Source organism: Stappia sp. ICDLI1TA098 (assembly GCF_054880955.1).
In genome coordinates this window covers 618,318-645,293 of sequence record NZ_JBTZBT010000002.1, presented here as the reverse complement: position 1 = coordinate 645,293, position 26,976 = coordinate 618,318, and the positions used below count along the sequence as shown (strand labels likewise).

At 68.1% G+C, this 26,976-nt stretch carries 22 protein-coding genes; 16 read left to right on the top strand and 6 right to left on the bottom strand.

Translation table 11 applies throughout. The annotated features are described in order from the left end of the window. The first annotated feature begins 35 nt into the window (after positions 1–35). The 8 genes from ACSLUQ_RS13280 to ACSLUQ_RS13245 all read left to right on the top strand — a co-directional run bounded on the left by ACSLUQ_RS13280 (position 36) and on the right by ACSLUQ_RS13245 (position 7,780). Entirely contained in the window at positions 36–1,190 is a 1,155-nt protein-coding gene (locus ACSLUQ_RS13280) for a sirohydrochlorin chelatase (RefSeq protein WP_417772050.1), read from the top strand. Further along, on the top strand, positions 1,190–1,846 hold the full coding sequence (locus tag ACSLUQ_RS13275; RefSeq protein WP_461808798.1) for a precorrin-8X methylmutase: 657 nt from the start codon (positions 1,190–1,192) through the stop codon (positions 1,844–1,846). The genes ACSLUQ_RS13280 and ACSLUQ_RS13275 overlap by 1 nt, the downstream gene beginning before the upstream one ends. Next, positions 1,843–3,063 (top strand): precorrin-6y C5,15-methyltransferase (decarboxylating) subunit CbiE, encoded by a 1,221-nt coding sequence (gene cbiE, locus ACSLUQ_RS13270; protein WP_461808797.1) that lies wholly within the window; start codon positions 1,843–1,845, stop codon positions 3,061–3,063. Before ACSLUQ_RS13275 ends, cbiE begins: the two co-directional genes overlap by 4 nt. Further along, positions 3,060–3,806: a precorrin-2 C(20)-methyltransferase gene (gene cobI, locus ACSLUQ_RS13265; protein ID WP_417772053.1), complete on the top strand. Its 747-nt coding sequence runs from the start codon at positions 3,060–3,062 to the stop codon at positions 3,804–3,806. Before cbiE ends, cobI begins: the two co-directional genes overlap by 4 nt. Further along, positions 3,776–5,596: a precorrin-3B C(17)-methyltransferase gene (cobJ, locus tag ACSLUQ_RS13260; protein WP_417772054.1), complete on the top strand. Its 1,821-nt coding sequence runs from the start codon at positions 3,776–3,778 to the stop codon at positions 5,594–5,596. Before cobI ends, cobJ begins: the two co-directional genes overlap by 31 nt. Then, positions 5,593–6,366: a precorrin-4 C(11)-methyltransferase gene (gene cobM, locus ACSLUQ_RS13255; protein WP_461808796.1), complete on the top strand. Its 774-nt coding sequence runs from the start codon at positions 5,593–5,595 to the stop codon at positions 6,364–6,366. The genes cobJ and cobM overlap by 4 nt, the downstream gene beginning before the upstream one ends. Positions 6,367–6,444: 78 nt before the next feature. Then, entirely contained in the window at positions 6,445–7,071 is a 627-nt protein-coding gene (locus tag ACSLUQ_RS13250) for a class I SAM-dependent DNA methyltransferase (RefSeq protein ID WP_417772056.1), read from the top strand. Between the two features lie 82 nt (positions 7,072–7,153). Beyond that, positions 7,154–7,780, top strand: a complete 627-nt coding sequence (locus ACSLUQ_RS13245; RefSeq protein ID WP_461808795.1) for a class I SAM-dependent DNA methyltransferase — start codon at positions 7,154–7,156, stop codon at positions 7,778–7,780. Positions 7,781–7,795: 15 nt separating this feature from the next. On the opposite strand, the gene ACSLUQ_RS13240 is transcribed toward ACSLUQ_RS13245, so the two are convergent. After that, on the bottom strand, positions 7,796–9,124 hold the full coding sequence (locus ACSLUQ_RS13240; RefSeq protein ID WP_461808794.1) for a cobyrinate a,c-diamide synthase: 1,329 nt from the start codon (positions 9,122–9,124) through the stop codon (positions 7,796–7,798). A 17-nt stretch (positions 9,125–9,141) separates the two neighbouring features. Continuing rightward, complete coding sequence (cobA, locus tag ACSLUQ_RS13235; RefSeq protein ID WP_417772059.1) at positions 9,142–10,017, bottom strand: uroporphyrinogen-III C-methyltransferase; 876 nt, start codon at positions 10,015–10,017, stop codon at positions 9,142–9,144. A 160-nt stretch (positions 10,018–10,177) separates the two neighbouring features. Between cobA and ACSLUQ_RS13230 the strand changes: the two genes are divergently transcribed. Together ACSLUQ_RS13230 and ACSLUQ_RS13225 are read left to right on the top strand one after the other, a co-directional pair. Next, positions 10,178–11,290, top strand: a complete 1,113-nt coding sequence (locus ACSLUQ_RS13230; RefSeq protein ID WP_461808793.1) for a cobalt-precorrin-5B (C(1))-methyltransferase — start codon at positions 10,178–10,180, stop codon at positions 11,288–11,290. Further along, positions 11,287–12,021 carry a cobalt-precorrin-6A reductase gene (locus tag ACSLUQ_RS13225; RefSeq protein WP_461808792.1) on the top strand — a complete coding sequence of 245 codons (735 nt, stop codon included), beginning with the start codon at positions 11,287–11,289 and terminating at the stop codon, positions 12,019–12,021. Before ACSLUQ_RS13230 ends, ACSLUQ_RS13225 begins: the two co-directional genes overlap by 4 nt. An 11-nt stretch (positions 12,022–12,032) precedes the next feature. On the opposite strand, the gene ACSLUQ_RS13220 is transcribed toward ACSLUQ_RS13225, so the two are convergent. Next, positions 12,033–12,779: a WecB/TagA/CpsF family glycosyltransferase gene (locus ACSLUQ_RS13220; protein WP_461808791.1), complete on the bottom strand. Its 747-nt coding sequence runs from the start codon at positions 12,777–12,779 to the stop codon at positions 12,033–12,035. Between the two features lie 298 nt (positions 12,780–13,077). Between ACSLUQ_RS13220 and ACSLUQ_RS13215 the strand changes: the two genes are divergently transcribed. Both ACSLUQ_RS13215 and ACSLUQ_RS13210 read left to right on the top strand, forming a co-directional pair. Then, positions 13,078–15,156 carry a GumC family protein gene (locus ACSLUQ_RS13215; protein ID WP_461808790.1) on the top strand — a complete coding sequence of 693 codons (2,079 nt, stop codon included), beginning with the start codon at positions 13,078–13,080 and terminating at the stop codon, positions 15,154–15,156. Beyond that, on the top strand, positions 15,137–16,414 hold the full coding sequence (locus ACSLUQ_RS13210) for a UDP-phosphate alpha N-acetylglucosaminyltransferase (RefSeq protein WP_461808789.1): 1,278 nt from the start codon (positions 15,137–15,139) through the stop codon (positions 16,412–16,414). Before ACSLUQ_RS13215 ends, ACSLUQ_RS13210 begins: the two co-directional genes overlap by 20 nt. Here the strand turns inward: ACSLUQ_RS13210 and ACSLUQ_RS13205 are convergent. Together ACSLUQ_RS13205 and ACSLUQ_RS13200 are read right to left on the bottom strand one after the other, a co-directional pair. Beyond that, positions 16,411–17,568, bottom strand: a complete 1,158-nt coding sequence (locus ACSLUQ_RS13205; RefSeq protein WP_461808788.1) for a glycosyltransferase family 4 protein — start codon at positions 17,566–17,568, stop codon at positions 16,411–16,413. The two genes, ACSLUQ_RS13210 and ACSLUQ_RS13205, sit on opposite strands and share 4 nt — an antisense overlap. Next, positions 17,565–18,647 carry a polysaccharide deacetylase family protein gene (locus ACSLUQ_RS13200; protein ID WP_417772066.1) on the bottom strand — a complete coding sequence of 361 codons (1,083 nt, stop codon included), beginning with the start codon at positions 18,645–18,647 and terminating at the stop codon, positions 17,565–17,567. Before ACSLUQ_RS13200 ends, ACSLUQ_RS13205 begins: the two co-directional genes overlap by 4 nt. Before the next feature lie 369 nt (positions 18,648–19,016). On the opposite strand from ACSLUQ_RS13200, the gene ACSLUQ_RS13195 reads away from it, so the two are divergent. Genes ACSLUQ_RS13195 through ACSLUQ_RS13180 form a run of 4 tightly spaced genes read left to right on the top strand, consistent with a single transcriptional unit; the run spans position 19,017 to position 24,499 of the window. Continuing rightward, positions 19,017–20,246, top strand: a complete 1,230-nt coding sequence (locus ACSLUQ_RS13195) for a glycosyltransferase family 4 protein (RefSeq protein WP_461808787.1) — start codon at positions 19,017–19,019, stop codon at positions 20,244–20,246. After that, on the top strand, positions 20,243–21,646 hold the full coding sequence (locus tag ACSLUQ_RS13190) for a lipopolysaccharide biosynthesis protein (protein WP_417772068.1): 1,404 nt from the start codon (positions 20,243–20,245) through the stop codon (positions 21,644–21,646). Before ACSLUQ_RS13195 ends, ACSLUQ_RS13190 begins: the two co-directional genes overlap by 4 nt. Beyond that, a complete protein-coding gene (locus ACSLUQ_RS13185; protein ID WP_461808786.1) occupies positions 21,633–22,682 on the top strand; it encodes a glycoside hydrolase family 5 protein in 1,050 nt (349 codons plus the stop codon). Before ACSLUQ_RS13190 ends, ACSLUQ_RS13185 begins: the two co-directional genes overlap by 14 nt. Further along, entirely contained in the window at positions 22,679–24,499 is a 1,821-nt protein-coding gene (locus tag ACSLUQ_RS13180; RefSeq protein WP_461808785.1) for a serine aminopeptidase domain-containing protein, read from the top strand. The genes ACSLUQ_RS13185 and ACSLUQ_RS13180 overlap by 4 nt, the downstream gene beginning before the upstream one ends. On the opposite strand, the gene ACSLUQ_RS13175 is transcribed toward ACSLUQ_RS13180, so the two are convergent. Further along, positions 24,484–26,955: a glycosyl hydrolase 2 galactose-binding domain-containing protein gene (locus ACSLUQ_RS13175; protein WP_461808784.1), complete on the bottom strand. Its 2,472-nt coding sequence runs from the start codon at positions 26,953–26,955 to the stop codon at positions 24,484–24,486. The two genes, ACSLUQ_RS13180 and ACSLUQ_RS13175, sit on opposite strands and share 16 nt — an antisense overlap. Positions 26,956–26,976: the final 21 nt, after the last annotated feature.

Sequence of the window (26,976 nt, the reverse complement as noted above, 5' to 3'; positions counted from 1 at the left end):
GAGCGTCCCTTCAGGCAATGCGAGGGAGATGTTTGATGGCCGATGGACATGCGAACGGCGGAGAGAAGCTCGGCCTGATGATTTGCGGGCACGGCAGCCGCAACCGCGGGGCCGTGCGCGAGTTCGCCCAGCTGGCCGAACGACTGAAGGAGCGCTTTCCCGACTGGCCGGTGGAATACGGCTATCTGGAGTTCGCCAATCCGGTGATCAAGGACGGGCTCGACAGGCTTCGCGAGCAGGGCTGCACCCGCATCCTCGCCGTGCCGGGCATGCTGTTTGCCGCCGGTCACGCCAAGAACGACATCCCTTCCGTGCTGAATACCTATCAGGCGCAAAACCCAGGCGTGACGATCACCTACGGCCGCGAACTGGCCGTCGACACGCGCATGATCCGCGCGGCCGGCGAGCGCATCCGCGAAGCGCTCGAAGCGGCGGGCGACGACGTGCCGCTGCACGAGACGCTGCTTGTCGTCGTCGGTCGGGGCGCCTCCGATCCGGACGCCAATTCCAACGTCGCCAAGATCACCCGCATGCTGTGGGAGGGCTTCGGCTTTGGCTGGGCCGAGACCGCCTATTCCGGTGTGACCTTTCCGCTGGTCGCACCCGGGCTCGAGCATGCCGCGAAGCTCGGCTACAAGCGCATCGTCGTCTTCCCGTATTTCCTCTTCTCCGGCGTTCTCGTCAGCCGCATCTACAACACGGTGGACGAGGTGGCCGAACGCCATTCGGACATCGAGTTCCTCAAGGCCGGCTACCTCAACGACCATCCGCAGGTGATCGACACGATGGCCGACCGGGTGCAGGAGATCCTCCAGGGCGCCAACCTGATGAACTGTCAGATGTGCAAGTATCGCGAGCAGGTGCTTGGCTTCGAGGCGGATGTCGGGCGGCCGCAGGAAAGCCATCACCATCACGTCGAGGGGCTTGGCGCCGACGCCGAATGCAAGCTGTGCGAGGATGTCTGCACCGGCGCCTGCGAGAAGCAGGTGGCCGCGCATGATCATCATCACCACGACCATGGTCACGGACATGACCACGGCCACGATCACGGCCATGACCATCATCACGGCCACGATGATCACCATCATGGGCACGGCCATTCGCACGGTCATGATCATGACCATCACCATCCGGTCTATCCGCACGCGGACCACCCGCTCGGACCGAAGTCGATGCGGAAGAACGGCTGATGGAGTCGCGTCCGCGCTACGACTATGTGAAGGATCCTGCGGAAATCTACCGAAGGTCCTTCTCCATCGTGCGCGGCGAGGCGGCGCTCGAGCGGTTGCCGGAAGCCTTGCGGCCGATGGCGATCCGCGTCGTGCACGCCTGTGGCGACCCCTCGGTAACGGCGCATCTCGTGTGGAGCGACGACGTGGCGGAAAAGGTCTCCGCCGCGCTTGCCGGCGGCGCGCCGGTCTTCACGGATGTGCGCATGGTCGCCGAGGGCATCATCCGCAGCCGGCTGCCGGCCTCGAACGAGATTGTCTGCACGCTCAATGATCCACGCGTGCCGGCGCTCGCGGCGGAACTTGCCACGACACGCTCGGCCGCGGCGGTCGATCTCTGGCGCGACCGGCTTGAAGGCGCGGTCGTTGTCATCGGTAATGCGCCGACAGCGCTGTTTCATCTGCTGGAGCGGATCGGCGAGGGTTTCCCACGTCCGGCGGCGATCATCGGTTTTCCGGTCGGTTTTGTCGGCGCGGCGGAATCGAAGGATGCGCTCGCCGTGAACCCCTTCGCCATCGCCCATGTGGCGATGCGCGGGCGGCTCGGCGGTTCGGCGATGGCGGCTGCCGCCCTCAATGCGCTCGCCGGCGGCGTGCCTGAGGAGGCGCGCGCATGAGCCTTGCTCCCTGGCTTACCGTGATCGGCCTTGGCGAGGACGGTGTCGAGGGCCTTGCCCCGCTCGCCCGCCAGGCGCTCTGCGAGGCGACATGTGTCTTTGGCGGCGCGCGTCACGCCGAACTCGCCGCGCCGTTCCTGGGCGCGCGCGGGATTTCCGTCACGCCCTGGCCGAGCCCCTTTTCCCATGGGCTGGACCTGCTGCTCGAACGGCGCGGCACGCCGGTCGTGGTGCTTGCTTCCGGCGATCCCATGTGGTTCGGCATCGGCGCGACGCTGGCCCGGCGGATCGATCCGGGCGAGATCGTCGTGCTGCCCGGACGCTCGTCCCTGTCGCTGGCCGCCGCCCGCCTCGGATGGCCGCTCGCCGAGGTGGAGATCCTGTCGCTTCACGGCCGCCCGCTCGACAGCTTGCGGGCCGTTCTGACGCCTGGCGCGCGCATTCTCTGCCTTACCTCCGGCGGCTCGGCACTGCCAGGGATCGCCGACCTTCTGGTCGATGAAGGCTATGGCGAAAGCCGGCTCGTGGTGCTGGAGCACCTCGGCGGGCCGCAGGAACGGGTGATCGAGGCCAGCGCCGAGCGGTTCGAGGGGCCCGTTGCGGATCTGAATGTCACGGCCATCGAGCTTCGGGCCGTGCGCCACACGCCGTTGCGCGCCCGCGTGCCGGGCCTGCCCGACGACGCCTTCCGTCACGATGGCAAGCTGACCAAGCGCGAGATCCGCGCGGCGAGCCTTGCCAAGCTGATGCCGGTGCCCGGGGCGTTGCTGTGGGACGTGGGCGCAGGGTCAGGCGCGGTCGCCATCGAGTGGATGCGCGCGGCGCGCGGCGCGCGCGCCATCGCGCTCGAGCCCAACGACGAGCGCCGCGCGGTCGCCCGTGCCAATGCGGCGGCTCTCGGCGTTCCGGGGCTGGACTTGCGCGACGCCACCGCTCCCGAAGGACTTGCCGGCCTCGAGGCTCCCGATGCGATCTTCCTCGGCGGAGGCGCGAGCGCGCCGGGGATCATCGAGACGGTGCTTGCCGCGCTCCGCCCGGGCGGCCGGCTCGTCGCCAACGCGGTGACGCTCGAAAGCGAGGCGGTGCTTCTTTCGGCCCACGCGCGCTTCGGCGGAGAGCTGTGCCGCATTGCCGTTTCGCGGGCCGCGCCCGTCGGCGGAATGACCGGCTGGCGTCCGCTGATGCCGGTAACCCAGTGGAGCCTGGTGAAGCCATGACCGCATTCTCCTGCCCAGGCGCTGGAACGCTCTACGGCGTCGGCCTCGGTCCCGGCGATCCGGAGCTGATGACGCTGAAGGCGCACCGGCTGATCTCCGCGGCCAGGGTGGTCGCCTATCCCGCGCCCGACGACGGGGAGAGTTTCGCCCGTTCGATCGCAGCCGGTATCATTCCGCCGGACGCGCGCGAAATCGCCATCGTCGTGCCGATGCGGGTGGAGCGCTTTCCCGCGAAGGAGGTCTACGACAAGGCCGCCGCGGAGATCGGGGCGGAGCTCGCCGCAGGCGTCGACGTGGTGGTGCTTTGCGAGGGCGACCCGTTCTTCTACGGCTCCTTCATGTATCTCTTCGAGCGGCTCGCTGGCCGCTTTCCGGTGGAAATCGTGCCGGGCGTGACCTCGCTGACAGCGACGGCGGCGGCTCTCGCGCGCCCGTTGACCGCCCGCAACGACGTGCTGACCGTCATTCCCGGCCCGCTCCCCGATGAGGAGATCGCCGCGCGGATCGAGGCGGCCGGCGCGGTCGCGATCATGAAGGTCGGTCGTCACCTGCCGCGTCTCAGGGCGCTGATCGAGCGGCTGGGCCTGCTCGCGCAGGCGGGGTATGTCGAACGCGCGACGCTTGCCGCCCAGCGAGTCGCCCCGCTTGCCGACGTGGCGTCGGAGGCGGCGCCCTATTTCTCGATGATCCTGATCTACAAGGGAGACGAAGCGTGGACGCTTCCGCCGCAATCCTCGTCCTGACGCCGGCGGCCCTTGCCACGGCGCGGCGCGTCGCCGCCGCCCTGCCGGGCGCGACGCTGCACGGGCTCGCCCACCGGGTGCCGGGGCTCGATGTCTCCTTCGCGGAGACGCTCAATCATATCCGCGCACTCTACCAGGCCGGCACGCCCATCGTCGGCGTCTGCGCCTCGGGCATCCTCATCCGCGCGCTTGCCGCGGTGATCGAGGACAAGCGCGCCGAGCCTGCCGTCCTTGCGGTTTCCGAGGACGGAGCGAGCGTCGTGCCGCTGCTCGGCGGCCACCGGGGGGCGAATTCGCTCGCCCGCCAGCTCGCTGCCGCGCTCGAGGCGCATGCCGCGATCACCACCGCCGGCGATACGGCGCTGGGCGTTGCCCTCGACACGCCGCCGGCTGGCTGGTGGCTGGCCAATCCGCAGGACGCAAAGGGTTTCATGGCCCGGCTTCTCGCCGGAGACCCGGTGCGGATCGAGGGTGAGGCACCGTTTCTCTCCCGCTCGCGGCTTGTGGTCTCGCCATCCGCCGAACTGGCGATCTCGGTGACGGAAACCGCCGTGCCGCCGGGTCCGGACCGGCTCGTCTACCATCCGATGAAGCTTGCCGTCGGCGTCGGCTGCGCCCGCGGCTGTGCGCCGGAGGAACTGGTTGCGCTGGTGCGCGAGACGCTCGAGACGGCGGGGCTGGCACGCGGCGCGGTGGCGCTCGTCGCCTCACTCGATCTCAAGGCCGACGAGCCGGCGATGGCAGCGCTGGCCGCCGACCTCGGTGCGCCGTTGCGTGTCTTCGACGCGGCGCGGCTCGAACAGGAGGCCGCGCGGCTTGCCAATCCCTCCGAGGTGGTCTTCGCCGAGGTCGGGTGCCACGGTGTGGCAGAAGGTGCCGCACTCGCCGCGGCCGGTGCCGCGGGATCGCTGATCGTCGAAAAGCGAAAGACGGCCAATGCGACGGTCGCCATTGCCATCGCGCCGGAGCCGATCCGGCCGGGCGACGTGGGCCGGGCGCGTGGTCGACTGGCCGTCGTCGGCATCGGGCCGGGGCGCGACGACTGGCGCACGCCCGAGGTCTCGCGGCTTCTCGCCGAGGCCGACGAGGCTGTCGGCTATTCGCTCTATCTCGACATCGTCGCTCCGCTCATCCAGGGCAAGCCGCGCCATTCCTTCCCGCTCGGGGCGGAGGAGGAGCGGGTTCGCTATGCTCTGGAACGTGCCGGCGAGGGGCGCTCCGTCGCGCTTGTTTCCTCCGGCGACGCCGGCATCTATGCCATGGGCGCACTGGTTCACGAACTTCTCGACCGACCGGAGACGGAAGGCGGCGTCAGCGATGCGGCGCGGCGCATCGAGGTGGTGAACGCGCCCGGGATCTCGGCGCTCCAGGCGGCCTCGGCCCGCTCCGGCGCGATCCTCGGTCATGACTTCTGCACCATCTCCCTGTCCGACCTGCTGACCCCCTGGGAAGCGATCGAAACGCGGCTGAAGGCGGCTGCGGAGGGAGATTTCGTCATTGCCTTCTACAATCCTGTGTCGAAGCGCCGGCGCAGCCAGTTGGCCGCCGCGCGCGAGATCCTGCTGGCCCGCCGGCCGGCGGACACGCCGGTCGTGCTTGGCTACAACCTCGGCCGCGAGGGCGAGACCATCACCGTCACGACGCTGGGTGCGCTCAAGGTCGACGACGTCGACATGCTGACCACCGTGCTGGTCGGGTCTTCCGCCTCGCGCACGGTCATGACTGGCTCGGGCAAGCCCTTCGTCTACACGCCGCGCGGCTACGCCAAACGCATCGAGGAAAAGCTATGACCGTCCATTTCATCGGCGCCGGTCCGGGTGATCCGGATCTCATCACCGTGCGCGGACTGAAGCTCATCCAGTTCTGCCCCGTCTGCCTCTATGCCGGCTCGCTGGTGCCGGAGGCAGTCGTCGAGGCGGCACCGGAAGGCGCGCGCGTCATTGACACGGCGCCGATGACGCTGGACGAGATCATGGCGGAAATCGAGGCGGCGCACGCGCGCGGAGAGGATGTCGCGCGTGTCCATTCCGGCGACCCCTCGCTCTATGGTGCCATTGCCGAGCAGATCCGTCGGTTGCGGGCGAAGGAAATCCCCTTCGACGTGACACCCGGCGTGCCGGCCTTCGCCGCCGCCGCCGCCGCCCTCGGCCAGGAACTGACCGTGCCGGAAATCGCCCAGACGGTGATTCTGACCCGCACGACGATGAAGTCCTCCGACATGCCCGAGGGCGAGGACCTGGTAACGCTCGGGCGCAGCGGCGCGACGCTGGCCATCCACCTGTCGATCCGCAACCTGCGCGAGATCGAGCGCCAGCTCGTTCCACTCTACGGCGCCGATTGCCCGGTGGTGGTTGCCTACCGCGTCGGCTGGCCTGATCAGGCATTCATCCGCGGAACGCTCAGCGACATCCGCGACAAGGTGCGCGACGCCAAGATTACCCGCACGGCGCTGATCTTCGTCGGCCGCGCACTCGAGCCGCAGGAGGATTTCCGCGACAGCGCGCTCTATCACGCCGACCACGTTCATGTGCTCAGGCCAAAGCGCAAGTCTGCAACTTAAATATTACATGAAAGCGTATTTGCAACCAATTAGTGCATAGCTTAGACTTCCTGCATCGATCCAGCAGGGGGACAGATCATGTCGCAAAGACACCAGCAGCTCGCACGCGCCGTTTCGCTCGGGGGAGACAAGCGCACGATCACGGACTTCTATGACGAGTGGGCAGGGAGCTACGACAGCGATGTGGTCGAGACCATCGGCTACGTTGGCCATCTCATCACCGCAGACGCCCTTGCCGCGCGCGTGCGCGACGACGCCCAGGTGCTGGACGTCGGCTGTGGCACCGGGCTCATCGCCGTCGAGCTGAAGAAGCGCAAGCACAGCCTGCGGATCGACGGCATCGATCTGACGCGCAGCATGCTGAACGAGGCGGTTGCCACGAATGTCTATCGCCATCTCACCCTCGGCGACCTGACGGGCAAGCTCGATTTCCCCGACGATTGCTACGACGGCATCGTCAGCTCCGGCGTCTTCACCACCGGCCATGTCGGCCCGTCGGGGCTGGACGAGCTCATCCGCATCGCCAGACCCGGTGCGCCCATCGTGCTTGCCGTGCGCGACACCGCGTGGGAGGGCGAGGGCTTCAAGGCCTACATCGAGGAGCTGGAGGCGGGCGGAAAGATCGTGATCCGCGAGGTCCGGCTGAGCACCTATCTCGGAAATGAAGGCGTCTTCTGCCAGCTTTGCGTTCTCGAGGTGGTCTAGGAGAGGCGCCAGGCGCGGGTTTGCATCTTCTGCCGTGTCTTTCTAGGCTTGGGGCCCGAGCCACAACAAGGAGAGACCCGCCATGGAGACGGCAAATCCGCTCTTGCAACGTGCCTATGCCCTGGATGGTGACGCAACCCGCATCCGTGATCTCTACGCGGACTGGGCACGAAGCTATGACGCCGACACCCTCGGGGGCATGGGCTACGTCGCGCCGGCCGTGGTCGCGGACGTGCTGGCCGAGGCGCTCGCCGGGTCGCCCGCGGTGGTCCTCGACGCCGGCTGCGGCACCGGGCTCGTCGGTCTCGAACTCAGCAAGCGCACGCAGACGGAGATCGACGGGCTGGACCTGTCTCCCGGCATGCTCGAGCAGGCGGAGAAACGGGGTGTCTATCGGCGGTTGTCCGAGGCAGACCTGACCGGCCGGCTCGATCTGCCCGACGACAGCTATGACGGCGTGGTGAGCGTTGGCGTCTTCACCAGCGGTCACGTCGGGCCGGAGGCGATCGACGAGCTTGCACGGGTGGCCAAGCCCGGCGCGCCGGTCGTTCTCACCGTGCACGAGAAGGTCTGGGACGCGGACGGCTACGCGGCGCATCTCGCCGAGATGCACGGGCGCGGCCGTGTCCGCGTGCGTTCCGTCAGGGACGCGCCCTACCAGGAGAAGGAAGGCTACCGCTGCAAGCTCTGCATTTTGGAAGCCGCCTGATCGGTCCGGGCATCTTCAGGCCGCATCGATCACATGGGCGAAGGAGCCCATGACCCGGCCGACGCACAGGCCCACATCGCCGATCAGCGTCCCGGTTGCGTCGCGGGCTTCGAAGAGCCGAGGGGCATCGCCCTCGAAGCGGATGGTGGCGTAGTGGAACTCATGGGCGGCAAGAGGTCCGCGCCAGGGCAGGTTGCCATAGGCATGCAGCCGCCGGTAGCCGAGTTGGCGGCGGCGCTCGGCGAAGCTCGTTTCCAGTGGCAGCAGGCCGAGCATGACGTGTGTCCTGCCGGTCGCGTCGGTGATCGTGTCGCCGAGCGTCATGTAGCCGCCGCACTCGCCGTAGACGAGGGCGCCGCGCGCGGCCGCCGCGTGCATGGACTTGCGGAACGTCTCCGCGCCGGCCAGGCGCTCGGCGTGGAGTTCCGGATAGCCGCCGGGCAGATAGACCGCATCGACGTCCGCGCCCGGGCCTTCGTCGGCGAGCGGCGAGAAGAATGAAAGTTCCGCTCCGGCGCTCCGCCATCCCTCAAGCAGATGCGGATAGCAAAAGGCGAAGGCAGTGTCGCTGGCGATCGCCATTCGCTGGGCAAGCGGCGGCAGCGGCGGCATCGGCGCATCCGTTGTCGCCGGGATGCCGGCGAAGAGCGGGGCAGCGGCAGCGGCGAGTGCGTCGAGGTCGCAGCATCCCGCGATGCGCGCGGCGGCTGTGTCGAGGAAGCGTTCAAGGTCGGCGTGCTCGCCCGCCTGTTTCAATCCCAGATGTCGCTCGGGCAGTTCGAGAGCGGCGTCGCGCGGCACCGCGCCGAGAACGGCCATGCCGATGCCGGCAAGGGCAGTGCGCAGCATCGCCTCGTGCCGCGCGCTGCCGACCCGGTTCAGAATAACGCCGGCCAGGCGCACGTCGGCACGGTGGTCGCGAAAGCCACGCACGAGGGCGGCGATGGACTGGCACTGTTTCGCCGCATCGACGACAAGGACGACCGGAAGGCCGAGCCGGGCGGCGAGATCGGCGGTCGAGCCGGTACCGTCCGCCGCGCCGTCGAAGAGCCCCATCACGCCTTCGACAAGGAGGAGATCCGCACCTTGCGCGCGTGTGCGCGCCAACGTGTCGAGAAGGCCGCCGCGCATGGCGTGGGCATCGAGATTGACGCAGGCGCTGCCGCTTGCCGCCGCATGGAAGGCCGGGTCGATGTAGTCGGGCCCTGCCTTGGCGCTGCTCACGGCAAGCCCCCGACGGGAGAGGGCGCGCAGCAGCGCGAGCGTCAGCGTGGTCTTGCCCGAGCCCGAGGCGGGCGCGGCGACAACCAGGCCGGCGGGGGCGGCTGGGGGCTGTCTCGTCATCGACAAGGAGGGGGCCCTCACCCGGTTTCGGCGGTCGCGTCGCGGGACCCGAGCGGATCGGGATGCAGCTTGCGCCCGGCCATGGCGCCGAGCCAGTCGAGGCCGGCGCGCAGCCGCACCACTTCGCCAACGCAGACGATGGCCGGCGGCTCGAGCTCTGCATCCGCCGCATCGCGCGCCGCGCCGCCGAGCGTTGTTTCCAGAACCTGCTGGTGCGCGAGCGAGCCGTTGCAGACGATGGCGACCGGCTCCTGCGGCGAGCGGCCGGCGGCGATGAGCTTGTCCGCGATCTGGGCGAGGTGTTTCATCGCCATATACATGACGATGACCGGAGAGCCGCGGCCGATCCCCTCCCAGTCGATGGCCGAGGGGGTCAGGCCGGTCTGGTCATGGCCGGTGAGGAAGGTGACCGCCTGGTTCGTGTCGCGGTGGGTGGCCGGAATGCCGGCGTAGGCGAGGCCGCCGATGCCGGCGGTGACACCGGGAATGATGCGGAAGGGAACGCCGGCACCGACGAGCGTCAGCGCTTCCTCGCCACCGCGCCCGAAGACGAAGGGATCGCCGCCCTTGAGCCGCAGGACCCGTTTGCCGGCGCGCGCATGCTCGATGAGCTTCAGCGAGATGTCACGCTGCTTCGGGCTCGGCTTGCCACCGCGTTTGCCGGCATAGTCCACCGCGGCACCGGGACGGGCGAGGCCGAGGATGCTGGTGTCGACGAGTGCGTCATAGACGATCACGTCCGCCTGCTGAAGGCCGTTCAGCACATGCAGCGTCATCAGGCCCGGATCGCCTGGGCCCGCGCCCGCGAGCCAGACCCAGCCCGGTTCGAAGACGGGAAGCGCCAGGCGGTCGGGGTCGGGCCGGTCGAGGGGGCGGAGCGTCGCATCGGTCATGGTGGCGTCAGTTTACGTCGGCTTCGCCGCCGCGCCAAGGTCGGTGGACCGGCCGCAAGCATTTGATTTGCGACCTTTTCAGGCCTTTCTTGCGGATGTGTGCCGCTTGCCGCTCGCCGCCGCGTGACGATCCCCGACGCCACGCCTATAGTCCGCCTCCATGAGCAAGGCCGATGCGACGAAGCTGCGCCGGGGATGGACCACGGGCGCCTGCGCCACGGCGGCCGCGAAGGCCGCCTACGAGGCGTTGCTGAGCGGACGCTTTCCGGATCCGGTGGAAATCGTTCTGCCGCGCGGCGAGCACGTCGCCTTCGCGCTTGCCCGCGAGGAGACGGGCGAGGGTTTCGCCCGTGCCGCCATCGTCAAGGATGCGGGCGACGATCCCGACGTCACACATGGCGCGCTTGTGGTTTCCACCGTGCGCGCCGGCGCGGCGGGGACGGGCGTTGTCTTCCGCGCCGGCGAAGGCGTGGGCACGGTGACCCGCGCCGGCCTGCCGATCCCGCCCGGGGAGCCGGCGATCAACCCGGTTCCGCGCAGCATGATCGCCGGCGTCATTGCCGAGGTCGCCGCCCGCTGCGGCGGTTCCGGGGATGTCGAGGTGGAGGTTTCCATCCCTGGCGGCGAACTGCTGGCGCAAAGGACCATGAACCCGCGCCTGGGTATCCTCGGAGGACTTTCGGTGCTGGGTACGACGGGCATCGTCAGGCCGTTTTCCTGCGCCGCCTGGATCGCCTCCATCCATCGCGGCGTCGATGTGGCGCGCGCCGCCGGTCTCGATCACGTCGTCGGGGCGACGGGGGCCACCTCGGAGGCGGCCGCGCTTGCCCGTCATCCGCATCTGCCGGAGATGGCCTGCCTCGACATGGGCGACTTCGCCGGCGGGCTGCTGAAGTACCTGCGCGCCCATCCGCTGCCCAGGCTGACGCTCTCGGGCGGTTTCGCCAAGTTCCTCAAGCTCGGACAGGGCGCGCTTGATCTCCATTCCGCCCGTAGCCGCGTCGATTTCGACGCGCTTGCGCAGGTGTTGGCGGATTGCGGGGCTCAGGCGGATCTCGTTGCCGCCGCGCGCGGCGCCAACACAGCCAAGGAAGTGCTCGATCTGGCGCAAGCCGCCGGCATCGATGTCGCGCAGGAGGTCGCCCGTGCCGCCAGGACAGCGGCGCTCGCCGTTCTGCGCGGCGCGCCCGTCGACGTCGAGGTCTATCTGGTCGATCGGGCCGGCGCGATCGTCGCGCATGTGCCTTTTTCCGACGAAAGCGGGACGACATGAGGCTGCTTCTGCTCGGCGGCACCGGCGAGGCGCGTCTGCTTGCCGCGGAGCTTGCGGGCGACAGCCGGGTCGAGGCGACGGTGTCGCTCGCCGGCGCGGTCGCGCGGCCGCAGGCCTATGCGCTGGCGACCCGCACCGGCGGCTTCGGCGGCGCCGGCGGGCTTGCTGCCTATCTCGGCGAAGAAGGCATTGCGGCGGTGGTCGACGCGACGCATCCATATGCCGCGAGGATTTCGGCCAATGCGGTCGAGGCCTGCTCGGCAACGGGCGTTGCGCTTCTGCGGCTGGAAAGGCCCGCATGGACGCAGGAGCCGGGCGACCGGTGGACGGTCGTTGCCGATGTGCCGGCGGCAGTCGATGCTCTGCCACCGGGGGCGCGGCCATTCCTCGCGCTGGGACGCAAGGAGATCGGCGCGTTCGCTCGCCGGGGCGACCTGCACTGTCTGATGCGCATGATCGATCCGCCGGAGGAGGGGGAGCGGCTGCCGCCCGGCACGCTTGTTCTTGCCCGTCCGGGCGGCAGCGTTGAAGAGGAGCGGGCGCTGCTGGAGGCGCACGGCCTTACGCATGTCGTCGCCAAGAACAGCGGCGGCGGCTGGTCGAGGGCGAAGATACTGGCAGCGCGCGCGCTCGGCCTTCCCGTCGTTCTGATCGACCGTCCCGCGCTTGCGCCTGCCGAGACGGTAAGCGACGTGGACGCGGTTCGGCGCTGGCTGGAAAGCCGCCTCTAGCAGGCTGCGCGTCAGACGGAACGGGCGCGAAAGAGGCGGGTGCGTACCGTGAGACAGGCGATTTTCCAAAGATAGCGCAGAACGCCGGTCGTGTAGCGCCTGCCCAGCCGGCGCGGCTCGCGTGCGAGGCGATAGACCCATTCCATCCCGCTGGCGCGCAGTGCTTCCGGCGCGCGCACGGCCGCCCCGGCGGTGAAGTCGAACAACGCGCCGACCCCGAAGGCGAGTGTCACCGCGCTTTGCTCGAAGATCCGTCCGATCAGTTCTTCCTGAAGCGGGTTGCCCATGGCGACGAGCAGGATGTCGGTGTTGGCATCGGCGATGTCCCTGGCAATCTCCTCCTCGTCTTCTCGGGAGAAGTAGCCGTCGCGGGCACCGCAGATCACGAGATGGGGATAGCGTTCTGCGAAGATGGCGGCGGCGCATTCGACAATGTCCTGCTTCGCCCCGAGCAGGAAGACCCGCGTGTCGGGCGGGGCGGCGGCCAGAAGGGCGGGGATCAGGTCCGTGCCGTTGAGGTTGTCGGGAAAACCCTGCCCGTAAAGCGCCCGTGCCCCGATCTCCGCGCCAATGCCGTCGTTGAGCACGAGGAAGTTGCGGAGTGTTTCAGCATAGGCCGGATCATCCATCGCCATCAGCAACCCGTGCGCATTGGCGAAGGCAACGAGATGGCGATGGCCCGCGCGCAGCGCCTCGACGAGGAAGGAAATCGCCTCCTCCCGGGTGGCTCGCGCCACGCGGACAGGTCCGATCGCCATCGTCGGAAGCTCCGCTTCACCCGTTTCCGCTCGCTCGCTGATGTCCATTGTTCTCCGCTTCGCCCTGATGCACGGCTTGCGCGTCGCGCGCTTTGCTCCACCTAACACGAAAGCGTGCCGCGTGCATGTGGCAGCCGCCGTCGGCACAGTGTCGGTGGCGATCAGGCCGCGACCTTGGGGAAATATTAACCATGAACGCCGCAGGATTGCCGCAACATCGGGTGAGACTGCCCGATGCGTGGCTGCGGTGCGCCCTTCGCGCGCGCGCCTCGCGGAAGAGAGAGACCGGACCTCGACAATGACCGACATCTACCAGATCCCCGGCATCTTGAGGAAGCGGATCGTCTGGCTGGTTATTGTGCCGGCCATCTGTGTCGCGCTGGCCATCGTCTATCTGATGCTGCGCACGCCTTCCTACCGCGCCATGGCGGAACTGCTCATCGAACCGCAGGCGTTGCAGATCGTTGGCAACGAGATCGTCTCGCGCCAGGGCGGCGACGGGGTGCAGCGGCTCGCCATCGACAGCCAGACCTATGTCATCCTGTCGAACGAGGGCCTGACCCGGGTGATCGACAAGCTCGACCTGGAAAACGATCCTGCGATCCTGCCGAAGTCCGGCGGTCTGTTGTCGCGTCTCCTCGGCAAGGCGCCGAAGGAGACCACGGCCGAGGACAGGCGGGCAGCGACCATCGATGGATTGCGCGACCGCCTGCAGGTCATCCGCGTCGAGAATTCCTTCGTCTTCGACATCTTCATGAAGCATCCCGACCGCTTCAAGGCAGCGGCGATCGCCAATGAGGCCGCGCGCGTCTATCTCGACGAGCAGCGTGGCCGGCGCACGGATTCGACCCTGCGGGCTTCCGTGGAGCTGCAGTCCCAGGCCGATGACTTGCGCAAGCGGTTGCAGACCGCGGAAGCCAAGGTGGAAACCTTTCGCGCCGAGAACGGTCTGATCAGCACCGGCGAGCGTGGCCTCGTGGTCAGCCAGAGCCTTCAGGACATCAATTCGCAACTTACCCAGGCAAGGGTCGAGCTGGAAGGGGCGAAGGCCAACGCCGATCTTCTCGACACGGTCACCGTCGCGGCGATTGCGGGCGGTGCGTTGCCGGCCAGGCTCCAGACCGCGACACTGGGCTCGCTGCGCGTGCAGTACGCGCGCATCGCCGAGCGCGAGGCGCAGGCGGCGACCACGCTCGGCGCCAATCATCCGCAACTTCGTGAGTTGCGCTCGCAGCTTGCCAACACCCGCCAGATGATCGATGACGAGCTGGCCCGCGTGCGCAGCTCCGTCAACGCCGACCGGCAGCGCGCGGAGGCCAATGTCGCCGCGCTGGAGGCCGAGCTCGCGCGCGTGTCCTCCACCAGCGTCGACCAGAGCCGGGCCCAGATCCAGCTTCGCCAGCTCGAAAGCGAGGCGGAATCGCTGTCCTCGGTCTACCGCGCCTTTCTGAGCCGGGCGAAGGAACTCGACGAACAGAGCGGCATCGACACCAGCAACTCGCGCATCATTTCCCCTGCCGTGGCGCCGCTCAGGCCCACCGGTCCGTCCGGGCTCATCGTGGTGCTGGCCGCCGGCGTGTTCGGCGTCATTCTTGCCGCCGGAGGAGCGGTCGGCTGGGAGATGTTGAACGGCAAGCTCGGCTCGGAACGCGAGTTGGTGGAAATGACCGGCGTGCCGCTGATCGCCAGCGTCAACGTGCCGGCGACCGGGGCTTCCGGACGACGGCATCTTTTGCAGGCGCGCGCGGGCAAGGGGGCGGCCGCGGCCCGGCAACTCGCGGTCACGCGCATCGCCTATGCGCTGCGCCATGCCTTCGAGGGCGAGCGGCCAGCTCAGATCCTTGTGCTCGCGACCGGTGAGGGCACCGACGTCGCCCCGCTGGCGCGGGCGATTGCCGCGGGTCTCTACGACATGGGCGAAGAGGTGCTTCTGGCCAGGCCGAACGGCGCAAGCCCGGTCGACGACGTGGCTCCTCTGGCGATCTCGCGTGCCGCTTCCGGCGGGGAGGCTGCGCCCGCGCGCTCGCGCCTGTCTGCGCGCCGCCGGCAAGCGGAGATGAGGGACCGGGACGTCGCGGCGCGGCAAGACGCGGGTGAGATCTTGTCTGCTGGAGCGCCTTTCACCGTCGAACGGCTCGACGGACGGGCGCAGGGCGCCGGCGCGGCCGCCATCGCGGCGGAGAACGACGAGTTCCTGATCATCGACGGCGGCTCGGCACTCGACAATCCCTATCTGCCAATGCTCCTGGGCTGCTGCGATGCGATCCTGCTGGTCTCCACGGTCGGCGAGACCGGGCGCTCGGAACTCGACCGCACGCTCGCACTGCTGAAGCCCTGGGAAGACAGGATGATCGGCAATGTCGCGCTGGCGGCCTGAGGCGCTCGGCGCGCCCGTCTGGAACCGCCTGCCGCAGGCCCGTCTGACCTTTTCGCGCCGGCCCGCGACCTATGACCTTTGGCTGAAATCCGCCGCCGGCGTCGTCATCGGCACGGTCGTCTTCAACTGCTTCCTTGCTTTCGTAAACACCCGCGTCGCCGGCGTCTCCCAGAACATGGTGATGATGGCGGAGGCGCTGCTGATCGCGATGGCGCTGCTGCTTGCCGCCGACCGGCGCGCCGGTCTCTACACGGTCGTCGCCGTCTATCTCGCCTATATGGCGATGATCCTGGCGCTGCGCCCCGAGCTCGACCTCAAGGCGATCCGCGACGGGCTCATTCCCATCGCCTTCTACTTTCTTGGGCGTCGGGTGCGCGATATCGAGAGCGTCGACCGGATCGTGCTGCTGTCTGCTGCCATCGTCGTCGCCGTCGGCTTCTTCGAGTACTTCCTGCTCGACCTCTTCATCGCCAATATCAACATCCTCAAATACTACATCGCCCGCGGATCGCTGGAGGTTGGCGACAACTACATCGAGGACTCCTCCCTCTTCATCAGCGGCACGCGCATGCAGGGGCGCAACCTGCTGCCCTTTCTGGGCACGCACCGGGTGTCCTCGGTCTTTCTCGAGCCGGTGGCTATGGGCAACTACGGCGCGTTCCTGGCACTGTGGGCGATATTCCGCAAGGACATGGATCGGCGCTGGCTGCTCTTCGCCGCCGCCGCCGTCGTCATCGTGCTGGGCGATGCGCGCTTCGGTATGCTCGTCTGCTTCGCGATCTATGCGATGACGCTGGTCTACCGGATCGTTCCGCGCCTGATCTGGGTGCTGATCCCGGCGCTGATCACGCTGGCGATGGCGATCTACGGCCTGTCGACCGATGCCCTGCGCTGGGAGGACGATCTCGCCGGGCGCTGGCTGCACGCTTCCTGGCTGCTGCTCAAGCTGGATGGCTTCGCGGTCTTCGGCATGTCGCCGATCAACGGCTTTCTCGAGGACAACGGCTACGCCTATTCGCTGCATCAGATCGGGCTTGTCGGGGTGGCGGTGCTGTGGTCGCTGTACGTCTTTGCGCCGCTGCGCTCTCCCGACGCCTGGCGGTTTCGCGCCGGACTGATCACCTATGTCTGCCTGCTAATGGTGGTCTCGAGCTCTTTCTATTCGATCAAGACCGGGGCGCTGCTGTGGTTCTGCGCTGGCGCCGTCGATGTCTGGCGGGGCTTCGCGTCGAGGCCCGAGCACCCTCCAGGCAGTTAGCGCGCGAGCGCCTCGCGGTAGAGCGCCTCGTAGCGCAGCGCTGTGCCTTCCCAGGAATAGGCGTCGGCGACGGCCATCACCGCCGCGCGTGTCGCCGCCGGCGCTGCGGACAGCCGTGCGTGGGCGGCCTGCAACGCGTCCGCGGCCGCCAGCGGGTCGGAGTAGTCGGCAAGTGCGATCTCTTGGTGCTTCGCGGCGAAGGCCGAAAACGCGGCGTTCGGTTCGACCACGGGCACGAGCCCGGCGCTCATCGCCTCGATGAGGGCGATGCCGAAGCCCTCGTAGACCGAGGCGCTGGCAAAGAGACTGGTCTTTGCGAGGATCTCGCGCATGCGCGTGTCGCTCGGTCCGACGTGCAGGCGCACCGTATCGCCAAGACCATGCTTGATGATCATTGCCGTCACATTCTCGGCAGACCAGTCGAACGGGGTGCCGATGATGTCGAGCCGCCATTGCGGGTCGCGCGCGGCCAGCACGGCCATCGCCTCGATCAGCCGGTCGACCCGCTTGTTCGTCGACAGCCGTCCAATGGTGACGATGCTCTTACCTGGTGTCCGCGCGCCGGCATCGCCGAATTTCGACAGGTCGACGCCGTTCTCCACGAGCCGCACGGTGTCGGGCGCGATGGTGGCGAACCGGTCGAAATCGCTCTGGCTGCAGCAGGCAATCGCCCGGTACGCGCGTGCCGAAAGCCGGGTCAGCGTGTTGAACCAGACCGTCTTGAGACCGCCCGCGTTGCCGCTGTGAAAGAAGCCGCCGTGTGTGGTGGCGACGAGGGGTTTGCGGTGGAAGGGGGCGGCGAGCGCAAGCGCATCGAAGAAGAAGTCTATGGCATGGACATGCACCAGATCCGCATCGGCGATGGCGCGAAACACCCCCGGCGTCACTGGATAGCGTGAGGATCCGTGGAACGGCAGCCGCACCACCTCCACCCCGTCGATCACCTCGCGCGGGGGCAGTGGCTTGTCGGTCCCGCCGCGAAACACCCGATCGCAGGTGACGACACGGATATGCTCGAACCGTCCCTTTTGCCGGGCCGCGAGGCTCGCCACGAAATCCTCAAGACCGCCGACGCTCGGCTTGTACTGACGCACCACATGAACGAGCCTGATGTCGGAAAGTGGCGCGCTTGCGCCGGCGGAGGCACCGGTCATCGCGACGCCTCGGCCGGCAGCACACGCGGATCGCCGCCACGCGAGGCGATCGCCCGGAACACGCCCTCGATGCCGCAGACCGCATTGGCCATGGCGTCGTCGGGATATTCCGCGTTCTGGCGCGGCAGCAGCATCGGCGTTTCGAGATGGTCGGGGAAAAGGCAGCCGGGCGTCGTCGTCACGCCGGTTCGGAACCCGATATCCGCCAGCAGCGAGGCTTCGCGCGTGCCGGTGATCGAGGGCGGCCCATAAGGATAGGCAAAATGCGGAACCTCGCGCTGGAGCAACTGCTCCAGATCCTGCTTGTTGCCGGCGATGTCCTCTCTGGCGTCGTCGCGGGCAAGCAGGCTCAGCGCACGGTGGGTCCGCGTGTGGGCGGCGATTTCCACGAGCGGGTGGCGGTCGAGTTCGCGCACTTCGCCGGCATCCATGAATTCCGCGTCGACAAGCCCTTCGAGCGAGATGCCATGGGCGGCGAAGACTGGTGCGAAGGCCTTTGCCCGACGGAAGTCCTGCCAGACCCAGGCAATGGCGCGGCCGAGGCCGGCGACCTTGCTCTGTCGGGTTGGGCAATGGAAGCGGACGCCCATCGGCGCGATGTCGAGAGTATCGTGCTCTCGGAACAGGGCGGTGAGCCCAAGCCACCAGGCATTGAGCGTGCGGTCCATCGCTCCGCTCGGCACATAGATCGTCGCCGGCGCGTCGTGGCGCTCGAGCACGGGCAGGGCAAGGGTGCGGTTCGAGCGGTAGCCGTCGTCGAAGGTCAGCACCGCGAAGGGACGGGGATTGCCGCCGGCAAGGCGGGACATCGCATCGTCGAGCGAGACGATATCTCGGCCGGACCGGCGCAGGTGATGCAGGATCGCCTCGAAATCGGGAACCCGGCATCCCTGCCCGAGCGTCCGCTCCGGGTCGCGCACGAAGTCGTGAAACATCAGGATGACGCCGCGCCCGCGATACCTCCGGCCGATCAGCGACGACAGGCGGCTTGCCGCGATGACGCGCAGGCCCGCTGTCCTGATCCGCTGCTTGAGCGTTTGCGCGACTGTCGGTTTCGGTGTGATCCCAACTCGCTGCACCGGTGTTCCCCCAGGTCTTTGCGGCGCCTGCGCCATGACGGCCGCAAGAGCGTGCGGCGCCTTTCTGCAAGTAGCGACGGACACTATGCGGCGGGAATGAACATCCCGTTGCACGTCGCTCTTTGGCCGCGATCTTGGCAAACAGTGCCTTTCCTGCGACCCGACGTCACTTGCGGATTGCGAAGCGTCAATTTGATGTTAAGTGCTATTCGCGCCGGTGACGGGGCTTGCCGTTTTCCAATACGGGGGGTTAACCCCTCGCGCGCTACCCTTCCTGCGCCAACAGGCCGGAAACCACCTGCAGACCCAGTCTTCGCGACGCGGAACGCCGCTCGACGCGAAGGCGACAAAGGACTGAAAGTCACCGCAATGCGCGTACTCATGGCCTGTGGGGCCTTTCCCCCGCACTTCGAAGGCGGAGCGCCCGTTTCGGCGCTGCTCGTCGCACGGATGCTGATGAGCGAAGGCCATGAGGTGCTCGTCCTGACGGTCGGCGACGAGGACTTGCGCGAGACCTACGAGGGCGTACGCGTCCACCGGATCGCCAGCACCAACATCGACTGGAACTACTGGAAACCCGGTCGTCCGCTGTGGAAGAAGGCGGTGTGGCACGTTCTGGAAAACGGAAATCCGCGCGCTTTTTCCGCCATGCGTCGAGAGATCGCCGAGTTCCGTCCGGATGTCCTGCTGACCGACAGCATCGAGAACATCAATGTGGCCTCCTGGGCGGCGGCCCACAGCGAGGGCATACCTGTCGCCCATACGCTGCGCAACGCCTTCCTCCTGTGCTGGCGCAGCGTCATGCAGAAGAACGGCCGCAATTGCGAGCCGCGCTGCCGGGAATGCGAGATCTCCTCGCTCGGCAAGCGTTTCTTTTCGCGCTGTGTCGATGCGGTGTGCGGAGAGACGCCGAGCATTGTCGCGCGCCATCTCGATGCGGGCTATTTCTCGCGCGCCGAGACCCGTTGCATCCCGGGCGTGATCGATGGCGACGTGGCTGCAACCTCGCGGCGCATGCCCGAGGGACGCCCGTTCCGGGTTGGCTTCATCGGCGTTCACCGGCCTTTCAAGGGGCTCGACGTTCTCGGCCGGGCAGCGCGCGATCTCGATTGCAAGCGGCCCCTCGAGTTCGTCATCGCCGGCACCGGAAAGCCGGAGGATGAACACACGATGCGCAAGGACTTTCCGTCGGAGCGCACCCGTTTCCTGGGCTGGGCGGATCCGGCCGAATTCTTCCCCGAGGTCGATCTCCTTGTCTTTCCCTCCGTCGGTCGCGAGGCTTTCGGCCGCGTCGCCATCGAGGCTTTTGCCCATGGCGTGCCGGTGATCGGGTCCGATCTCGGCGGCATTGCCGAGACCGTGAGCGATGGGAGCTCCGGCTTCCTCTTCCCGCCTGGAGATGCGGACGCGCTCGCGCGGCGGATCGCCGAGGTCGCGGATGACGCCGACCTCTACGAACGCCTCTCGGCCAATGCCCTCGCCGCGGCGGGTGCCTATCTGTGGCCGAAGATCGCCGCCGACTACACCGCGCTTCTGGAGCTTGCCGTCGACCGCGCGGCGCAGCAGGCGCGCAGTGAAGGCGAGAGGGCCGCTTCATGATCGCCCGCATCCGCACGGTCATCGCCGGCAAGGGATTCCAAAAGCTGTTCTGGTCGCTGGTCAGCCGGGGCAGCAGCACGGTGCTCAGCTTCGCGCTGCTCTTTGCCGCCAGTCATGCGCTCGATACCGAGGAATACGGTCTCTATATCTTCCTGTTTTCGGTGGGGTCGTCGCTCGGGCTGATCGCGGTGTTCGGCCAGCAGGTGCTGCTGGTGAAGCACTTCCGGCTGTCGACGCACGCAAAGGGCCAGACCAACCAGTCGATCCTCTATTACAACGCCGTCTGGCTCGCGATCGGCTGCGGTGGCCAGTTGCTCGCGGCACTTGGCATATGGGCTTTTGCCGGGCACCTGGCCTCGCCCTACAACGCGCTGCCGATCGCGCTTGTCTTTGGCGCGATCTTCACGCTGAGCGAATACCTGCAGAGCTATTTTTTGGTTCACGCGCGCATCGTGCTGGCGCTGGTGCCGCGCGAGAACCTGTGGCGGCTTTTGTGCAGCGTCGCGCTGGTCTTCCTCGCATGGGCCGGATTGCTGGAGGGCGGCGCCGAGGCCGCCGGCGTCGTCGCCGGCCTGCTGGCGCTGGTGGTCGGCTATCAGGTCGCCTGCTTCGTGGCCCAGGAGGGACTTTCCTTCCTGCGCCAGAATACCGCCCGACGGGAAGTGCCGACACGGGAATGGCGTAAGGAGACGCTGAACTTCTCGGCGAACGGCTTCTTCCAGGCGGCCGCGCTCTATCTCGAGACGATCCTGATCGGCCTGTCCATCGGCCTCGACATAGCCGCCTTCTATTTTGTCGCCAACCGCATCGCCTCGCTGCTTATCCTGCCTGTCCTGGCCATCGACACGGTCGGCGTGCCGCTGATCTCGGCGCGGTTTCAGGAGCGCGACCACGACGGAGCCCAGCGTCTGGTGGCGATGCTGTCGGCGGGCAGTTTCGTTCTGGCGCTGGCCGGCGGCGTTTTCCTGTTCTTCGTCGGTCCCTTCGTGCTGCATCTCTTCGACCCGGCCTTCGTCGAACACTTCCCGGTGCTTGTGCTGCTGTCCGTCGGTGCGATCTGTCATGCATTCTTCGGCCCCGGCACCTGGCTGATGATGATCGGCGGCGGCGAAGGGTATCTGCTCAAGATCCGCAGCGTCGTCTTTTTGGTCTATCTCGGGCTGCTCTATGTGCTCGGCGAGCACTACGGCCCGGAGGGCGTCGCCATCGCCGCGCTGGCGCAGCTTCTGGCGCTGCATCTGATCTCGCGGCGCTGGGTGATCCGCCACTGGAAGGTCGACAATGCGGCGACGACTTTCCTGACGCTGCGCTGGCGCGCGGCGCGCGTTCGGCGGGACGAGCCGCACGAGGGGGAGCGACAGGTGCGAACGGTGGGAGCCGGGGACAATGGGCATTCGTGAGCTGCTGACGGTGGCCGGCATGGCGCTCGCCCTGACGACGGCAATGCCGGCGGGGGCTGCGGAGTGTCTGCGCGGGGCCAATGCGGCCGGTGCCGAGTTCAGCGACGTTCTGCCCGGTGTCTTCGGCAAGAACTACACCTATCCTTCGACGAAGACGCTCACATATCTGCGCTCCAAGGGCATGAACGTTGTGCGCCTGCCGTTCCGCTGGGAGCGGCTGCAGAAGAAGCAGTTCGCCGCCTTCGACCAGGCGGAGTTGAAGCGCCTGCAGGACACGGTGGCGACGGCGACCGGTCTTGGCATGACCGTCGTGCTCGATCCCAGCAATTTCGCCAGGTATTACGGCGACCTCATCGGCTCGAAGGCCGTGCCGGTCGAGGCTTTCGCCGATTTCTGGCGCAAGCTCGGCAAGCTCTACGCCGGGCGCGAGGATGTCATCTATCTGATCATGAACGAGCCGGCCTACATCGACGCGAAGGACTGGCTGCCCTCCGCCAACGCGGCAATCGCGGCCATCCGCGAGACCGGCGCCGACAATTTTCTGCTCGTGCCGGGAACGATCTGGACGGCGGCCGTCCACTGGTACGCCGACCAGCCGGGCGGCTCGAATGCCGAGGTGATGCGCGGCGTGGTCGATCCGATCGACCACTACGGCTTCGACATTCATCAGTATCTCGACGATGACTATTCGGGCACCAAGACCGCCTGCAACCGGGTCGGCGAGGCAATGGCGGCGCTGCGCAAGGTCACCGACTGGATGGAGGAGACCGGCAACCGCGCCTTCCTCGGGGAGTTCGGCGGTCACGCGCGCCCCGACTGCTACAGCGGGCTGGCGCAGGTCACGGGCTTTCTCAACTCGCGTCCGGACATCTGGGCCGGCTGGACGATCTGGGCGGCCGGCGACTGGTGGGGCGACTATCCGCTCTCCATCCAGCCGAATGACACCGGCGACCGCCCGCAGCTTGTCGCCATCGAGCGGCAGATCCCGCGCCTGAGCGCGGAGGAGAGGACCTGCAAGGCTCTGGAACGCCGATGACAGACATATCCGATATTCCGCTGCCGCCGCTGCGTCCCGTGACTTTCGCCGGGACGGCCGGGTTGCTGCATCTTCCGGCGCGGGAAGGTCATGCCGAGGTTGGCATCGTCATCGTTGAACCCTGGGGGTTCGATGCGCTCTCCCTGCGTCGCGCCCTGCGCATTCTCGCCGACCGTCTTGCCGGTCTCGGGTATCCGGTGCTGCGCTATGACCAGCCGGGGTCGGGCGACGCATTGTCGACCGCGGCCGACGTGGTCGGACTCGACCCGTTCCGCGAGGCGCTGTCGTCCGCATGCGACACCTTGCAGGCGGAGACGGGCGTTGTCCGCGTCGCGGTGATCGGCCTGGGCCTCGGCGCGCCTCTTGCCGCCGAATGGGCGCGCGCCGCGCCGGAGACGGCCGCCGGCCTCGTTCTCCTTGCGCCGGTGCTGCGGGGCCGGGCATTCCTGCGCGAGCTTCAGCTGCGCGCGGCGATGATCGGCGAGATGACCGGCAGCCCGCCCGAAGTGGGCGAGGGGGAGGCGCTCGTCGTTGCCGGCCTGCCGATGTCGGCGGGCCTGGCCGACGAGCTGCGCGGTATGGCGTTGACGCCGGAAACTGTGCCCCAAGGGCTCGCGGTGCAGGTGCTGGCACGCCCGGATGCGTCGGCGGAGGAGGATTTCGCACGGGCGATCGGCGCGCGGCCGGGATGCAGCGGGGGGACATTTGCCGGCTATGCGGACGCCGTGTCCGATCCCACGCTCTCCGTGCCGCCTGAAGGCGATTTCACTGCGATCACGCGGTTTCTGGCGCGAAACATCCCGGTGCGCCGGAACGAGATGCCCGAAACCGCCCATCGCGCCATGACCGGCGTCGTTGGCGCGGTTCAGGCGGGGAACGGGTTTCGCGAGCGGTTTTGCGTGTTCGGCCCCGACGAGGCGCTGGTCGGGGTGTGGTGCGAGCCGACCCGTGTCACCGGCATGGCGCGGTGCGATGTGCGTCCGGTGATCCTCCTCGGCGCCGGCGGAAACCCGCGTGCCGGCTGGGCGCGCGGCGGCACCTTTGCCGCGCGCGTGCTGGCGCTGGCCGGCATTCCCTCGCTGCGCTTCGATCTCGCTGATGTCGGCGACAGCCGCGCGCGTGCGGCTGGGCCGGAGGTGGTTCACTACCACGGCGGCCAGGTGGCGGAGCTTTCCGCCGCGCTCGATCTTTGCCAGCTCTGGTGGGGCGGTGACGCAGCGGTGGTGGTCGGCTCCTGCGGCGGCGCCTATCTGGCGCTCAACGGGGCGGTCGCCGACCCTCGGGTCGGCCATGTCATCGCCGTCAACCTGCAGCGCTTCCTGTGGGATCCGCGCGATGACGTTGGCGAGGTGCTGAGGCTTGGCAACGTTTCTGCCAGCGCCTATGGGCGCAAGCTGTTCGACACGGAGAAGCTGCGCCGGCTTGTCGCCGGCAAGGTGGCGCTGGGCGCCATCGTCCTCGACCTGTCGCGGCGGGCGTTTCGCGAAAGCGAGCGTCGGCTTGCTCCCTGGCTCTTCGGCCTGTTGCCGTTCTCGCGCCTCTTCGCTCGGGTTCACCAGGGGCTGGCCAGCCTTGCTGCGCGAGACGTCAAGGTGGAGCTCGTCTTCAGCGAGGGTGACCCCGGTCTGGACCAGCTCGACATCTTCTTCGGCCGCAGCCATGCGCGGCTTGCCGCCTATCCCAATGTCTCGGTGATGACGCTCCCCGGCGCGGACCACAATCTGACCCATATCGCCGACCGCGCGCCGGTGCTGGCCCGCGCGGCCGCCGCAGCGCGCCGGGTGCAGTCCGCAAGCCGAATTCAGGCGGCGGAGTAGGAAACCGGATCGGCGTTGAGGGCGCGGACGGTTCCGCCAGGGCGTGCGTCGGTCCCGCCGTCGCGGGGCGAAAGCCGCAAGACGCGCTCCCGGCCCGGCGCGAGGTGGAACCAGTTGTCTTCCGGCAGGAACGCCTCGTCCAGGATCGCCACGCTGCGGGCAAGGCGGTCTGTGCTCAGGCAAAGCCTGTAGCCGCCGCCGTCTTCTGCCTCGACACGGGCCTCGATCCGGGCAGTGCCGGCCGGTTTCGCCCGACCAAGCGGGAAGTGGAAGGCCTCGTCCAGAAGCTCCCCCGTTTCCGCATCCTCCATCCAGACATGTACGCAGTCATGCGCCGGCGGTCCGAAACGGAACGCATGGGTGACATCGAAGAAGGCACCGATCAGGTCGGTTGCCGCGAGGCTTGCCGCGCCATGCGCATCGATGCCGATCTCGGTCTCGCCGCTGGCGATGGCAAGCGCGCCGTGCCTGAGGCAGGCCAGCCGCAGTTTCAGCCGGCGCGGGGCGGGCAGGTCGTTGGCGACGTGGATCGCGAGCCCGTTGGTGCCCTCGTCGGTCACGCTCAGGCGCAGCGGGGCGAAGGCGCGAGCGAGTGCGTGGAAGGCGGACTTCGGTTGCCCGTCGCAGGAAACGACGCCCCAGCCGGCGCCCGGCATCAGGTCCTGGAATGTCCACACCAGCGCTCCCCGGCAGGAGGAACCGGGCCGCCGCCACTCAGCGAAGGTGGCTTCCATCACCTCGGCGACGGCGGCCCGGCCGTGATCGAGATAGGACGCCGGATCGCCGTAGCGTAGATCGAGCGGATCGACCCCGTAGAGATCGCGCACATAGTGGTCACGCACATCCTCGAAGTCCCAGCCGACGTCGCGGTCGCGCGGCACGCCGCGCTTCCAGTCCGGATGGTGACACGGCGCGGTTTCCGCGCCGGCCAGGCTGGCTGGCTCCGGCACGTTGGAAAACGCCAGGCACTCGCCGGCGAAGCGCACGTTTGCGCGGCGCGCGTCCTCCAGCGGCCTGCGGTAGGCACCGACGCCATAGTAATGGGCGATGCCGGCATTGGGCGAGAACGGAAGCGTGCCGCCGGAGGGCGAGTTCGCCACGTAGGGGACGTCCGGGCGGACGCGGGCGGCGACATCCGGCAGGATCTCCTCGGTGAGAGGTCCTTTCCAGCGGCTTTCCGGCAGACCCATCATGGCACCCTGCTGGTGCATCTCGCTGCCGCCGCAGATGACGGCGAGCGATGGGGCGAAGGAGCTTGCCGAAAGCAGGGCTTCCGTCTCGGCCCGCACGGTCTCGGCGAAGACCGGATCGGTTGCCGGGTAGTCGAGATTGGCGAAGGGCAGGTCCTGCCAGACGAGGATGCCGAGTTCGTCGCAGATCTCGAAGAAGGGGCGCGCCTCCGGCGCCATCGTCCCGCCGATCCGCAGCATGTTCATGTTGCCCTCGCGTGCAAGCCGCAGCCAGGGCAGATAGGCCCCGCGGGTGCCCGGCAGCCCCGCGATGTCGGCCGAGGTCCAGACAGCGCCACGCGCGAAGACCGAAACGCCGTTGATACGAAGGCCGAAGCCGGCGCCGTCGGCATCGCGCTCGACCTCGATCCGGCGGAAGCCGGTGCGGCCCAGCCGGTGGCGGTCGTCGCCGACGTCGAGCATCACGTCGTGGAGCGTCGGCGTTCCGTGGGTGTGCGGCCACCAGGGGGGGACGCCGGCAAGCTCCAGATGGGCGTGCAGGGTACCGGTCTCGTCCTCGACCAGATCGGCGCTGCCCCCTGCGCAGGAGACGCGCGCGGATGCGTCGCCCCGATAGCCGCGGCCCGGAGTGAAGCACACCGAAAGACGGCCCGTGCCGTCGGCGGCGAGATCGGCGAGGATACGAAGGCCGTGCAACAGCGTTTCGTCCTCGCGCACGAGCGCGACAGGCCGCCAGGGGCCGACCGCGTGGATCTCGGGGGACCAGCCGGGCATGTGACCGAGGAAGGTGGTGCGCACCAGCCGCAGGCCCGGCTCGCAAACCAGTTTCGTCTTCCAGCGGGCGCGGGGGCCTTTTTTCTTCAGGTGCGGCGCCAGCGCGCGAAAGCAGAAAACGAGTTCGGCGGGCCCGTCCAGATCGACCAGAACTTCGCAAGGGGCGTACATGCTGTCGGAAATGAGGATCGGCGCGCCGTCGAGCCAGGCCTCGCAGATCGTTGCCAGTCCCTCGGCGACAAGCCGGTGCCGTCCGGCGCAGGCAGGCGCCACCTGACAGCGGTACCAGACATCCTTGTCGTGAAGCGGCATGGGCGCGGTGCGGTCAAACCGGCCGGCGCGCTCCAGCGCCTCGGCCGCCGTGCCCGGCACGCAGGCCGGTAGCCAGTCGGCCGCATCAGTGATGTCGGCAGGTTCGCACCACTGGCCTGCCGGCAGCACCGCGAGCTGCCATTGCGCGTCGGCGAGAAGGTCCGTCGTGGCGCTGGTCACTGAGGGATCCGGCATGGCGCG